This window comes from Limnohabitans sp. (assembly GCF_036804465.1).
GTDB lineage: Bacteria > Pseudomonadota > Gammaproteobacteria > Burkholderiales > Burkholderiaceae_C > Limnohabitans.
Window position 1 is genome coordinate 89135 of record NZ_DAIRSK010000003.1, and the last position, 12789, is coordinate 101923.

Sequence of the window (12789 nt, forward strand, 5' to 3'; positions counted from 1 at the left end):
TCCTTAACTGCCTCGGGTGATGGGCATTTCGATGTCTTGAGAGGCGGCAGCGATGTGCTTTGCCAGCTCGAGTTTAGCAATGGATTGGCGATGCACTTCGTCAGGGCCATCGGCCAAGCGCAACCAGCGTTGGGTGCAATAAGCATAAGCAAGCGGAAAGTCATCCGATATGCCCGCTGCACCATGGGCTTGGATGGCCCAGTCGATCACTTGGCTGGCCATGTTGGGTGCAATCACCTTGATCATGGCAATCTCTGCACGTGCGTCCTTGTTGCCCACGGTGTCCATCATGTAGGCGGCTTTGAGGGTGAGCAAACGGGCTTGCTCAATCATGATGCGGGCGTTGGCAATGCGCTCATGCCACACGCCTTGGGCTGACAAGGGCTTGCCAAAGGCCACTCGGCTGTTGAGGCGCTGGCACATCAGCTCAAGCGCGCGTTCTGCTGCACCAATCGAGCGCATGCAATGGTGGATGCGGCCTGGGCCTAAGCGGCCTTGGGCAATCTCAAAGCCTCGGCCTTCACCCAGCAGCAGGTTTTCAACTGGCACACGCACATTCGTGAGGGTGACTTCCATGTGGCCATGGGGCGCATCGTCATAGCCAAACACGCTCAAGGGGCGAATCACTTTCACGCCTGGGGTGTTGGCTGGCACGACCACCATGCTTTGCTGGGCATGCTTGGGCGCGTTGGGGTCTGTCTTGCCCATCACGATGTACACCGCGCAGCGTGGGTCGCCCGCACCAGAGCTCCACCACTTGGTGCCGTTGATGACGTACGTGTTGCCCTCGCGCACGATGCTGCATTGGATGTTGGTGGCGTCTGACGAAGCCACCGCGGGCTCGGTCATCAAAAACGCAGAGCGAATATCGCCCCGCAGCAAAGGCTCCAGCCATTGCACTTTCAGGGCTTCGCTGGCGTAGCGCTCAAAGGTCTCCATGTTGCCTGTGTCGGGGGCGGAGGAATTGAACACCTCGGCAGCAAAGGACACGCGACCCATGATTTCGCACAAGGGCGCGTATTCCAGATTGCTCAAGCCATCGGGCACCCGTGGGCTGTGAGGGATGAACAAATTCCACAAACCAGCGGCGCGGGCCTTGGGCTTGAGTTCTTCCACCAGCGCTGTGGGAACCCATGCGTTGCCCTTGGCGCGGTTGGCTGCAATCTCTTCAAAGAAGCGCGTTTCATTGGGGTAGATGTACGTGTCCATGAAGGCAAGCAAGCGTGTTTGCAGGTCTTTGACTTTGTCGCTGTAATCAAAATTCATGGGATGTTTTCCTTGTTGTTTTGTTTTAGGCCTGTTGCGCAAATTGCCAGGCCAGCTTGGCCATCGGGCGCGCTGCCGCGCCGTTGGCTTTGGCCTCGTCGCTGGATGCTGTTCCGGCTTCTACGCGTTTGGCTATGCCTTGCAAAATGGCCGCCATGCGGAACATGTTGTAGGCGAGGTAAAAGTTCCAGTCTGCTTTCAGATCGGCTGGGGTGGCTAAGCCTGTGCGGTCGCAATAGCGGTGGATGTTGTCGCTCTCGCTGGGAATGCCAAGGGCGGCAATGTCAACGCCGCCAATGCCACGGAAGGTACCGGGCGGAATATGCCAGCCCATACAGTGATAGCTGAAGTCAGCCAGCGGGTGCCCGAGGGTGGAGAGCTCCCAATCGAGCACGGCCAACACACGGGGCTCCGTGGGGTGAAACATGAGGTTGTCAAGGCGGTAGTCGCCGTGCACGATGCTCACCTGGCTGGCATCCAGTGCGCTTGCAGGCATGTTGGCCGGCAGCCACGCCATGAGCTGGTCCATCTCGGCAATGGGCTGCGTGACCGAGGCCAGGTATTGTTTGCTCCAGCGACCAATTTGTCGTTCAAAATAATTGCCGGGGCGACCATAGCTTTCCAGCCCGCGTTCGGCAAATTTCACCGTGTGAAGTGCCGCCATGACGCGGTTCATTTCATCGTAAATCGCACCACGTTCGGTGTGGGTCATGCCCGGCAGGGTTTGGTCCCACAGCACACGACCTTGCACAAACGCCATCACGTAAAAAGCGCGTCCGATGATGGACTCGTCTTCGCACAGCACATGCATGTGTGGCACTGGCACATCGGTGCCTTGAAGACCTTGCATCACCTTGAACTCGCGCTCAATCGCGTGGGCCGAGGGCAGTAGTTTGGCCACTGGGCCGGGCTTGGTGCGAAGCACAAAGCTGCGCCCTGGCGTGATGAGTTGGTAAGTGGGGTTGGACTGTCCGCCTTTGAAGGGCACCAGCGAGATGGGGCCTTCAAAGCCGGGCAAGTTGGCGTGCAACCATGTGCAAAGCGCCGCTGTGTCCACGCTGTGCGACGTTTGCATGGGCTGGGATGTGGATGTGTCGTCCCGGCTCATGCGGAGGGTCCTGTCAGTGGTCGGCTTCGCTGATCTGCAGCAAGGCGTTGCGGTTGCGAATCACCAAACCGCCTTGTTCGATGCGGATGGCTTGTTCGCGCTCCATGGATTTGAGTTCTTGGTTCACACGTTGGCGTGAGGCGCCTAAGAGTTGCGCCAACTCTTCCTGTGCCAAATGCAAACCAATGCGAATTTCTTGACCATTGTTCAAGCAAGGTACGCCATAGCTGCGCGCCAAGTGCAGCAGTTGCTTGGCCAAGCGCGAACGCAAGGGCAGGGTGTTGAGGTCTTCTACCAAACCAAACAACTGGCGAATGCGGCGTGCTTGCAAGCGCAACATGGCTTCGTAAAATTCCACATGCTGGCTGAGAATTTTTTGGAAGTCGGCTTTGGCCACACACAAAATGGTGGTCTCGCCATGCGCGTACACATCGTGCGTGCGGCGGTCTCCGTCCAGAATCGCCACATCGCCAAACCAAATGCCCGGCTCCACATAAGTGAAGGTGATTTGTTTGCCCGACAGCGAGGTGGAGCTCACACGCACCGCGCCACGCGCACACGCCATCCACTCCTCGGCTGGGTCGCCGCGTGCGGCGATCAAGTCGCTGTCTTTGCATCGTTTGACGTAAGCGCATCGAAGAATGTCGTGTCGTAGTGAAGGTGAGAGGGAAGAAAACCAACGTCCTGCGTTGATGGCCTCGCGTTCTTCGATGTTAAGAATTGGATCGTCCATAGCCTGTCTTTTGGGTGACCTGAAATTGAAAGTTTGTCACACGCGAGACCTATTGAAATAGGGTCTCGCGCGTGGGAAGAATCTTGGTTGGATTGAAATTGAATGTCAGCGGCGCACCTGCAAGGCGCCGGGGTTGACGATGTGGGTGGGGGTGCCCTTGATGAAGTTCACCACATTGTCAAAGGCAGTTCCAAAATACAGCTCGTAGCTGTCTTGCTCCACATAGCCGAGGTGGGGGGTGCAGATGCAGTTCTCTAGACGCAGCAGTGCGTGGCCTTGCATGATGGGTTCGCTTTCAAAGACATCAATTGCCGCCATGCCTGGGCGACCACGGTTGAGGCCTGTGATGAGTGCATCTGGTTCGATCAGTTCGGCTCTTGAGGTGTTCACCAACAGAGATGTGGGTTTCATGCGGGCCAAGTCGGCTTGTTTGACGATGCCACGTGTTGCATCCACCAAGCGCAGGTGCAAAGTGAGTACGTCAGATTCCTCAAAGAACGCTTCACGTGAACTGGCTACGGTTAATCCATCTTTCGCTGCGCGTTCACGCGAGGCATCGCTGCCCCATATCATGACCCGCATGCCAAACGCTTTGCCGTAGCCTGCCAACAACTCACCCGTTTTGCCATAACCCCAAATGCCCAGTGTTTTGCCGCGCAAGACTTGACCTAAACCAAAGTTGGTGGGCATAGAGCCGGCTTTGAGCCCTGACTGTTGCCATGCACCATGCTTGAGATTGCTGATGTATTGGGGCAGGCGGCGCATGGCGGCCATGATCAAGGCCCATGTCAACTCTGCGGGGGCTACTGGAGAACCAAAACCTTCGGCCACTGCAATGCCACGTTCGGTGCAGGCGGCCACATCAATATGACTGCCAACTTTGCCCGTTTGTGAGATGAGCTTGAGTTTGGGTAGCTTTTCTAGCAACTGCTTAGAAAGTTGCGTGCGCTCACGAATGAGCACCAGAACTTCAGCATCTTTGAGCCTGACGGATAACTGCCCAACACCTTTGATGGTGTTGGTGTAGACCTTGGCGGGAAAAGCTTCTAATTTGGAGGCGCAATTGAGTTTGCGTACGACATCTTGGTAGTCGTCGAGGATGACAATATTCATCCCCCAATTGTGCCTTGTGAAATGACGCTCAGTGACGGTTTTCAAGCTCGGCGAGACGGTCAAGTTCGGCGCACACATCGGCCATGCGGCCAGAGATCACCATGCGGCCTGCGTTGCTGCGGTTGTGTTGGTCTTCCATCACGCGTGCCACGCGTAAGGGCAAGGGTCGTCGGGCGCTTTGCAAGGCTTGGGCGGGCATGAAGCTGCGGGCCAGGTTTTGCAGAGGATTTATGAGGCGATAGGCGCCAAAAAGTGCGAGGCTCATGGTCGTTTCTTTCTTTACATCATCATGGTGTTACGGATCAGGCCGACGGCCAGACCCTCAATTTCAAAGGGCTCACCGGGTTCGACCACGATGGTTTTGAAGTCGGGGTTTTCGGCGAGCAGCTCGATGTGGCTGGCAGTTTTGCGAAAACGCTTGACGGTCACGTCTTCGCCCAAGCGGGCCACCACGATTTGGCCATTTTTGGCGTCGCGGGTGGACTGCACTGCCAGCAAGTCGCCGTCCATGATGCCGGCGTCGCGCATGGACATACCGCGCACACGCAGCAGATAGTCGGGCTTGCGTTGGAACAAGCTGCTTTCCACAAAAAAAGTTTGGTCAACATGTTCTTGGGCCAAGATGGGCGAGCCTGCTGCCACACGTCCCACCAGCGGCAATGAGAAGCCCAAAGGCGAGGTGCTGAACATGCCTTCTTGTTGGTTGCGTGGATTGCCGCCTTTGAGGCGAATGCCGCGCGAGGTGCCGCTGACTAACTCGATAGTACCTTTGCGAGCCAAGGCTTGCAAGTGTTCCTCTGCGGCATTGGCTGACTTGAAGCCAAGCTCTGCCGCAATCTCAGCACGGGTAGGGGGCGAGCCGGTGTTGGCAATGGCAGACTGGATGAGCTCCAGAATCTGCTGCTGACGGGCGGTGAGTTTTGGCATTTCAATCATCAGTCTGACTCCTGCACAATGTGAGTGTTGGGGATTGCAACTGTTTGCATATCCAGTAACTGTATTTTTAACCAGCTTTTTAAGTTTGGCAAGCTATGAATGCAAAAAAAACTAAAAAAATCGTTGTTTTAGCCACAGGTGGCACGATTGCGGGCTTGGCCTCTGATGCCGCAAGGCCGCATCACTATTCAGCAGCACAAGTGGGGGTGGCTGATTTGCTGCAAGGTCAGGCTTTTGAAGGCGTTGAACTGCTGAGCGAACAAGTGGCCCAAATCGACAGCAAAGACATGTCGTTTGCCATTTGGCAAAACCTGCTGGGCAGAGTGGCGCATTGGTTGGCGCATGAGGATGTGCAAGGCGTGGTCATCACCCACGGCACAGACACGCTGGAAGAAACGGCGTATTTTTTGCAAACGGTGTTGCAGCCCATCAAACCAGTTGCCCTGACTTGCGCCATGTTGCCCGCCAATGCGCGCGACAGTGACGGGCCAGGCAATCTCAAAGATGCTTTGGCTTGGGTGCAACAGCCTGACGCCACAGGCGTGGCGGTGGTGTGTGCCAGCCATGTGCATGCAGGGCTTGGCATACAAAAAAGCCACAGCCACCAACGCAACCCATTCACTTCACAAGTCAATGTCGTGCATCCCGCTCATCTGGCGGTGCCCAGTGTTGCCAAGGTCTTGGTTTGTCAGCAGTGGCCGCGCGTTGAGCTTGTGTTCAACCACGTTGGCGCGGATGGCCGCCACGTGCGCAGCTTGATGGCGCACGATGCCCCCCAAGGCTGGGTGGTGGCAGGCACAGGCAACGGCACTTTGCATCATCAATTAGAGGCTGCGTTGTTGGACGCGCACAAGCAGGGTGTCTTTGTGTTGCGTGCCTCGCGTTGTGCGCAGGGTGGCGTGCAGTCACGTGTGGCGGATGTGTTGCCGCATGCGGGCTCATTGACGGCAGTGCAAGCCCGGGTGGCTTTGCAGCTGCATTTGATGGCGCAGTCGACCTAAAAAAAAGCCGCTCATCAGAGCGGCTGTTGGGCAAAACAGTGCAAGCAGGCTCAAGCCGAGAGGGCTTGGAAAGCGCGTTCTTTGATTTCCTCGACAGAGCCTGTGCCGCTGATGGCGCGGTACTTAGGTGCCGCAGCCGCGTCGGCTTTGGCCCAACCAGAGTAGTAGTCGACCAAGGGGCGGGTTTGGGCGCTGTAAACGTCCAAACGTTTCTTGACGGTTTCTTCATGGTCGTCGGCACGTTGCACCAAGGGTTCGCCAGTTTCGTCGTCTTTGCCTTCCACTTTGGGTGGGTTGAACTTGACGTGGTAAGTGCGGCCAGAAGCAGGGTGTGAGCGTCGACCGCTCATGCGCTCGATGATGGCATCAAAAGGCACATCGATTTCCAACACATAGTCCAGTTTGACACCTGCTGCTTTCATGGCATCGGCTTGTGGAATGGTGCGTGGGAAACCGTCAAACAAAAAACCGTTGGCGCAATCGGACTCGGTGATGCGCTCTTTGACCAAATTGATGATGAGCTCGTCACTCACCAAGCCACCAGCATCCATGACTTTTTTGGCTTCAATGCCTAGTTGGGTACCAGCTTTCACCGCAGCACGCAACATGTCGCCGGTGGAGATTTGGGGAATGCCGTACTTTTGGCAAATGAAGGTGGCTTGTGTGCCTTTTCCAGCACCGGGGGCGCCCAACAAAATCAGTCTCATGCTTGTTCCTTCTTCATTATTTATACGTTTTATTACTTATGCAAGGATATCACGGGCTCGCCAAAAAAAGCGGACGTGGACTAGCGCAATAGGGCTCTGACCTTGGCCAAATCTTCAGGTGTGTCCACGCCGGGGCCGGGTGAGTGGGCTGTGACGTGCACGGCAATGCGGTGGCCATGCCACAAGGCGCGCAGCTGTTCAAGCGACTCGGTCAACTCCATGGGCGCTTGCGCCAAGTGGGGGAACTCACGCAAAAAACCTACGCGGTAGCCATACAAGCCCACATGGCGCAGGGGTGCAGGCTTGGGCAAGGCAGTGATGCCGCCATCACGCCACCAGGAGATGGGCGCACGGCTGAAATACATCGCCGTGTTGTGAGCATCGAGCACCACTTTGACCACATTCGGATTGGTAAAGTCTTCGACGTTGTCGATGGGGTGGGCCAGCGTGCTCATGCTGCAATCGATCCGGTTTTGCAGCAGCTTGGCTGCGGCGTCAATCGATGCGGGGTCAATCAGGGGTTCGTCGCCTTGCACATTCACCACCATGTCACTGTCTTGAAGGTCCAGCAAGTCACAGGCTTGGGCCAAGCGGTCACTGCCAGAGGGGTGGTCGGTGCGGGTCAGCAGCGCATCAATGCCATGCGCTTGGCAGGCGGCCACGATGCGCGCATCGTCTGCGGCCACCACAACGCGTGAAGCGGCAGACAGCTTGGCGCGTTGCGCCACGCGCACCACCATGGGCAAACCAGCAATGTCGGCCAGTGGCTTTTCGGGCAAGCGCGACGACGCCATGCGCGCTGGAATAAGAACGCAAAACGACATTCACGTTTCCAGTTCGGCGTCACTCAGGGGGCGGGCTTCGTTTTCTAGCAACACCGCAATGCCGTCGCGAATGGGGTATGCCAAGCGTGCGCTGCGAGAGACCAGCTCTTGTGTGTCGCGTTTCAATTCCAGTGGGCCTTTGGTCACAGGGCAGACCAAGAGTTCAAGCAGTTTGGTGTCCATGGGGTGATGATAACTTGGCGTGTTGAGCCGCTGCCAGATGCATATCGATGGCAGACAGCAGATCGGTCGGTAACGTGGTTTGCAGGGGCACAGACCACGCGTGTGGGTGATGTGCCCAGAGCTTGACAGCGTCTTTTTCGGTGCACAACACATCGCCTAAAGATGTGTCGATGCTGATTGTTGCTAAATCCGCGTGGTCTGCCAAGGCCATGGTGTGGCAGAGGTTCAAGCCTTGATCCCGCAGCATGGCAAAAAACTGATCAGGTTTGGCAATGCCAGCCAAGGCTTGCACGGGCGTTTGACCCCAACTGCTGAGCGCGCGTTGCGTGCCATCTGCTTGTAGGGCGTAGTCGGCCAGTTGGCGTTGCACGGCCAGCTCGTTGGCGCCAGTTTGCCCCCCCGTGTTCAACACCCAGCACGGCACGTCCTTGCCCGATGAAGCGTGCGGCCAAGGTTTGCGAGGCCAGGCCTCCCTGAGAGGGCCAGCTGGAAGCATGAGGCCATTGCCCACGCCGCGTTCGTCAAACACACACAACTCAAGGTCGCGTGCGAGTGGCCAATGCTGCAAGCCGTCGTCACACACCAGCACTTGCACATCGGGGTGCAGGGCAAGCAGTGCTCGGCCTGCATCCACACGGTTGTTGCCAACAAACACCGGCACCCGGCAGCTTCGGGCTATCAGCAAGGGCTCATCGCCCACGTTGTGTGATTGGCTGGATGGGGACACAGCCACGGTGCTGTTGGTCATGCGGCCGTAGCCGCGGGACAACACGCCCACGCTGAGGCCTCGTGTTTTCAAGTGGTTCACCAAGGCCATGGTGATGGGCGTTTTGCCCACGCCCCCCACCATCACATTGCCCACCACAATCACGGGTACGGGCAGCATGTGTTGGCGGTAAAAACCGTTTTGATAGAGGGCGCGGCGGATCATGACCAGGCCAGCAAACAGCCAACTCAAGGGCAGTAAAACAAAGGCAAGCGTTTGGCCCCACCCGCCTTGGCCATTCCATGCACGGATCAACGCGCGGCTCATTGCTGTGCGCATGCCACTCATGCGAGTCAGTCGACTTTTCCGCTTGGCGACTGTGCTGCGAAGGTGAGTTGGTTCAAGCCATTGCGGCGGGCCGCTTCCATCACCATCATCACCGATTGGTGGCTGGCCTGAGCGTCGGCACTGATGATGATCATGGGGCTGTCAATACTCTGCGTGGCTCTGGCCAGCGCTTGGCTCAAGCCCTGCACATCTCGCGTCTGCACCACGTTGCGGTTCACACTGAATTGGCCTTCGCTGCTGATGGCCACAATCACCTCGCGCGGGTGTTCTTTGGGCGCCGGTGCATCAGCCACGGGCAAGTTGAGTTGCAGCTCAGTGAACTTGCTGTAAGTGGTGGAGAGCATCAAAAAGATCACCACCACCAACAAAATGTCAATGAAAGGAATCAGGTTGATTTCCGGCTCGGGGCTCTTGTCGCGATGAAATTTCATAACCATGAGGTGGCACGCCTGTTATTTCAAACGTGCGCGCATCGCGAGCAAATGGCGCACAAAGCGCTCAGCGTCTAACTCCAAACCCAGCACATACGCATCCACGCGGCCGCGCAAGTAGCGCCAAAACATCAGGGCCGGAATCGCCACGATCAAACCAAACGCTGTGTTGTAGAGCGCAATCGATATGCCTTGCGCCAATTGCACAGGGTTGCTGGTGCCTGGGGCTTGCGAGCCAAAGATTTCAATCATGCCAATGACCGTGCCCAATAAACCCAGCAAAGGGGCTGCGGAAGCGATCGTGGCCAAAGCCACCAAATACCGTTCCAAATCATGGGCAGCCTTTCGGCCAGCAGACTCCATGCTCGAGCGCAAATCCTCTGCACTGATGAGTGGCTCAGCGGTCATGGCGAGTAAGCCACCCGCCAAGATGCGACCCAAGACGGAGTGATCCTGCAATTGCTGCGTGGCTTCTTGTGAAGGTAAGTTGTCGCGCGAGGCTTGCATCGCTTGTTCCAGCAAACCCTCCGGTGCGACCAAATGCCGGCGCAGGCTCATCATGCGCTCAATGATCAAGGCCAAAGCCACAATGGAGCAGATCAAAAGGGGCCAAATCGGCCAACCAGCCGCTTGTATGATGGTGAACAAAGCCAACACTCCAGAATATTGTGTGTGGGGTGATTATGGCCCACCCTCTCATCCACATGAACTGTGGATAACTTTGGGGATAAGCATCAGCGTATGGCCGCCGAAGCCGCTTAAATGGGCGGATTCATCAAATTGACTCAAAAATGAGCGATAAAAATCCCTTTAAAATCAATGACTTGCTACGAAGATTGGTGATTTTGTTGATTTGCAAATGAAAAATAAACATTCAATTATTTTGTGGATGAGTCTTGCATGCCGGCCCAAGAATCACTAGGTTTGATGCCCCGTGTATGGGCAGTTGGTGCTCTGTGCCTCGCCGTTGCTGAGGTCTTGGACAGCCGATTTAATCCAGTCGCGGTCCGAGGCGAGATTTCAGGCTTCACGCTGGCGGCCAGCGGTCATTGTTACTTCACCCTCAAGGATGAAAGAGGGCAGTTGCGATGCGCCATGTTCAAGCGTGCCGCGCAAATGCTCGACTTTCGGCCTGTGGACGGGGAATTGGTCGAAATTCGTGGGCGTTTGGGTGTCTACCAACCGCGAGGCGAGCTTCAATTGGTGGTTGAAAACATGCGTCGCGCGGGGCAGGGCGCGTGGTTTGAACAGTTTTTAAAACTCAAAGCCAAGCTAGAAGCTGAGGGCTTGTTTGACGCTGAACGCAAACGCCCCGTCAAAACCATGCCGCGTGGCATCGGCGTGGTGACCTCTCTTGGTGCCGCTGCTTTGCATGACGTTGCCACCGCATTGCAGCGACGTGTGCCGCACATTCCCGTGGTGCTGGCCCCGTCGTTGGTGCAAGGGCCAGACGCGCCTGCCAACTTGGCACAAGCGCTGCAACAGCTAGGACAGCAGCCCGGCATCGACGTCATCTTGTTGGTGCGCGGTGGCGGCTCGATGGAAGACCTGTGGGCCTTCAATGATGAAAACTTGGCCCGAGTCATTGTCAGCAGCCCCGTGCCGATCATCAGTGGCGTAGGCCACGAAACCGACTTCACCATGGCCGACTTTTGTGCCGACCTGCGAGCCCCCACACCCACCGCCGCCGCTGAAATGTGTGCGCTGCCGCAAGCAGAGCTGATGGCCCACCTGCAGATGTGGGGCGGCGCGATGCAAACCCTTTCCCATCGTCAACTCGACACCCAAGCGCAACGCCTAGACCGTGTTCAAGCGCGCTTGGGCCGTCCGTCAGAAGTTCTGAGCGCCGAAAAAATTCGACTCTTGCGTTTTCAACAAAGCCTCAGCCAAGCGGTACGTATGCGCAGCCAAGGTTGCCACAACGTGCTGGCCACCCTGGCCAGCGGCCTCTCCCGTGGTGCGCTGCAAACCCCCGTCACCGCCCGTGAACGTCTGCAACGCGCCGCATTACGCCTTGAGCTGCTCGACCCTCAACTTGTGTTGCAACGAGGTTTCGCCTGGCTCAGCGACCTCGATGGTCAAGCTGTCACATCTGTGGCGCAGACTTCCCAAGGCCAAGCGCTTCAAGCAACCCTTGCCGATGGCGTGGTTGATTTGAGCGTCGCGGCCAAACGACGCATTTAGTTTTTACAATCACATTTTTTTCACAAGAGGACTTCATGGAACACACGCTCCCCGCACTGCCTTATGCCATCGACGCATTGGCCCCTCACTACAGCCAAGAAACTCTGGAGTTTCACCACGGCAAGCACCACAACGCGTATGTGGTGAACTTGAACAACCTGCAAAAAGGGACCGAGTTTGAAGGCATGGCCTTAGAAGACATCATCAAGAAGTCCAGCGGTGGCATCTACAACAACTCGGCTCAGATTTGGAACCACACCTTCTTTTGGAACTGCATGAAGCCTCACGGTGGCGGTGAACCCACAGGCGCATTGGCCGCAGCCATCAACGCCAAATTTGGCAGCTACGCCGCGTTCAAAGAGGCTTTTGTCAAAAGCGCTGTGGGTAACTTCGGCTCAGGTTGGACTTGGTTGGTCAAAAAGGCGGACGGCTCGGTGGACATCGTCAACATGGGCGCTGCTGGCACGCCATTGACCACGGGTGACACTGCTTTGTTGACTGTGGACGTTTGGGAACACGCCTACTACATCGACTACCGCAACATGCGCCCTAAGTTCGTTGAAACCTTCTTCGACCAACTGGTGAACTGGTCATTTGCTGAAAGCAACTTCGCCTAAACCAGTGCTCGCGCCTGGCGCGTTGAAACGACAAAGCCGCCTTTTGAGGCGGCTTTTTTTATACCCATCGCCAAGTTGTTGACCCGACTGGGGAAATCACCAAGTGAAGGCCTTGGACTCTCATGATCCACTATTTCGATATTTAACAGAGGAGTCATGCATGCAGGTTCAAATGCAAGTCAATGGAAAAAACGTCACGGTGGAGGCCCCGCCCAACACATTGCTGGTTCAAGCATTGCGTGAGCAACTCAAACTCACAGGCACCCATGTGGGATGCGACACCGCCCAATGCGGGGCATGCACAGTGCATGTCAATGGACGTGCAGTGAAGTCGTGCAACATGCTCTTGGCACAAGCCCAAGGTGCACAGGTCACCACCATTGAAGGCATGGCGCAAGCCGATGGCACCATGCATCCCATGCAAGCGTCTTTCAAAGAATGTCATGGCCTGCAGTGCGGCTTTTGCACGCCTGGCATGGTCATGAGTGCGGTGGATATTTGCAACAACCACCCCAACGCCAGCGCGATTGAGATTCGCGCCTTGCTTGAAGGCAATCTATGCCGTTGCACGGGCTATCAAAACATCATCAAGGCTGTGCAGCATGGTGCTGCAGCCATGAAAGCTTAAGGAG

The 12789-nt window shown here is 56.5% G+C and carries 16 protein-coding genes; 4 read left to right on the plus strand and 12 right to left on the minus strand.

Annotated features, from left to right (window positions below):
- Positions 1–3 precede the first annotated feature (3 nt).
- The 6 genes from V7Q41_RS02475 to lexA form a co-directional block, all read right to left on the minus strand.
- Entirely contained in the window at positions 4–1266 is a 1263-nt protein-coding gene (locus V7Q41_RS02475) for an acyl-CoA dehydrogenase family protein (protein ID WP_333842350.1), read from the minus strand.
- A gap of 25 nt (positions 1267–1291) precedes the next feature.
- Positions 1292–2374, minus strand: coding sequence for a phosphotransferase (locus tag V7Q41_RS02480; RefSeq protein ID WP_333842352.1), 1083 nt, complete (start codon positions 2372–2374; stop codon positions 1292–1294).
- A 13-nt stretch (positions 2375–2387) separates the two neighbouring features.
- The gene (locus tag V7Q41_RS02485; protein WP_333842355.1) at positions 2388–3107 is read right to left on the minus strand and encodes a Crp/Fnr family transcriptional regulator; all 720 of its coding nucleotides are present in this window, start codon (positions 3105–3107) and stop codon (positions 2388–2390) included.
- Between the two features lie 105 nt (positions 3108–3212).
- A complete protein-coding gene (locus V7Q41_RS02490; protein ID WP_333842358.1) occupies positions 3213–4220 on the minus strand; it encodes a D-2-hydroxyacid dehydrogenase family protein in 1008 nt (335 codons plus the stop codon).
- A 28-nt stretch (positions 4221–4248) separates the two neighbouring features.
- Positions 4249–4485: a hypothetical protein gene (locus tag V7Q41_RS02495; protein WP_333842360.1), complete on the minus strand. Its 237-nt coding sequence runs from the start codon at positions 4483–4485 to the stop codon at positions 4249–4251.
- A gap of 14 nt (positions 4486–4499) precedes the next feature.
- Positions 4500–5156, minus strand: coding sequence for a transcriptional repressor LexA (gene lexA, locus V7Q41_RS02500; protein ID WP_333842362.1), 657 nt, complete (start codon positions 5154–5156; stop codon positions 4500–4502).
- Positions 5157–5251: 95 nt separating this feature from the next.
- Here lexA and V7Q41_RS02505 point away from each other — a divergent pair, with 95 nt between their 5' ends.
- Positions 5252–6157, plus strand: a complete 906-nt coding sequence (locus V7Q41_RS02505) for an asparaginase (protein WP_333842363.1) — start codon at positions 5252–5254, stop codon at positions 6155–6157.
- 50 nt (positions 6158–6207) lie between these two features.
- Here V7Q41_RS02505 and adk read toward each other — a convergent pair whose 3' ends face one another.
- The 6 genes from adk to V7Q41_RS02535 all read right to left on the minus strand — a co-directional run bounded on the left by adk (position 6208) and on the right by V7Q41_RS02535 (position 10004).
- Positions 6208–6864 (minus strand): adenylate kinase, encoded by a 657-nt coding sequence (gene adk / locus V7Q41_RS02510; protein WP_333842365.1) that lies wholly within the window; start codon positions 6862–6864, stop codon positions 6208–6210.
- 80 nt (positions 6865–6944) lie between these two features.
- A complete protein-coding gene (kdsB, locus tag V7Q41_RS02515) occupies positions 6945–7688 on the minus strand; it encodes a 3-deoxy-manno-octulosonate cytidylyltransferase (protein ID WP_333842367.1) in 744 nt (247 codons plus the stop codon).
- Positions 7689–7871 (minus strand): Trm112 family protein, encoded by a 183-nt coding sequence (locus V7Q41_RS02520; RefSeq protein ID WP_333842369.1) that lies wholly within the window; start codon positions 7869–7871, stop codon positions 7689–7691. It abuts the gene before it with no gap.
- The gene (gene lpxK / locus V7Q41_RS02525) at positions 7852–8904 is read right to left on the minus strand and encodes a tetraacyldisaccharide 4'-kinase (protein ID WP_333842371.1); all 1053 of its coding nucleotides are present in this window, start codon (positions 8902–8904) and stop codon (positions 7852–7854) included. Before lpxK ends, V7Q41_RS02520 begins: the two co-directional genes overlap by 20 nt.
- A 26-nt stretch (positions 8905–8930) precedes the next feature.
- Positions 8931–9356 carry an ExbD/TolR family protein gene (locus V7Q41_RS02530; protein WP_333842460.1) on the minus strand — a complete coding sequence of 142 codons (426 nt, stop codon included), beginning with the start codon at positions 9354–9356 and terminating at the stop codon, positions 8931–8933.
- Between the two features lie 21 nt (positions 9357–9377).
- A complete protein-coding gene (locus V7Q41_RS02535) occupies positions 9378–10004 on the minus strand; it encodes a MotA/TolQ/ExbB proton channel family protein (RefSeq protein ID WP_333842373.1) in 627 nt (208 codons plus the stop codon).
- 252 nt (positions 10005–10256) lie between these two features.
- Here V7Q41_RS02535 and xseA point away from each other — a divergent pair, with 252 nt between their 5' ends.
- From xseA to V7Q41_RS02550, 3 genes are all read left to right on the plus strand, one after another.
- Positions 10257–11540, plus strand: a complete 1284-nt coding sequence (xseA, locus tag V7Q41_RS02540) for an exodeoxyribonuclease VII large subunit (protein WP_333842376.1) — start codon at positions 10257–10259, stop codon at positions 11538–11540.
- A 35-nt stretch (positions 11541–11575) separates the two neighbouring features.
- Complete coding sequence (locus V7Q41_RS02545) at positions 11576–12157, plus strand: superoxide dismutase (protein ID WP_333842379.1); 582 nt, start codon at positions 11576–11578, stop codon at positions 12155–12157.
- 160 nt (positions 12158–12317) lie between these two features.
- Positions 12318–12785 carry a (2Fe-2S)-binding protein gene (locus V7Q41_RS02550; protein WP_333842381.1) on the plus strand — a complete coding sequence of 156 codons (468 nt, stop codon included), beginning with the start codon at positions 12318–12320 and terminating at the stop codon, positions 12783–12785.
- The last annotated feature ends 4 nt before the right edge of the window (positions 12786–12789 follow it).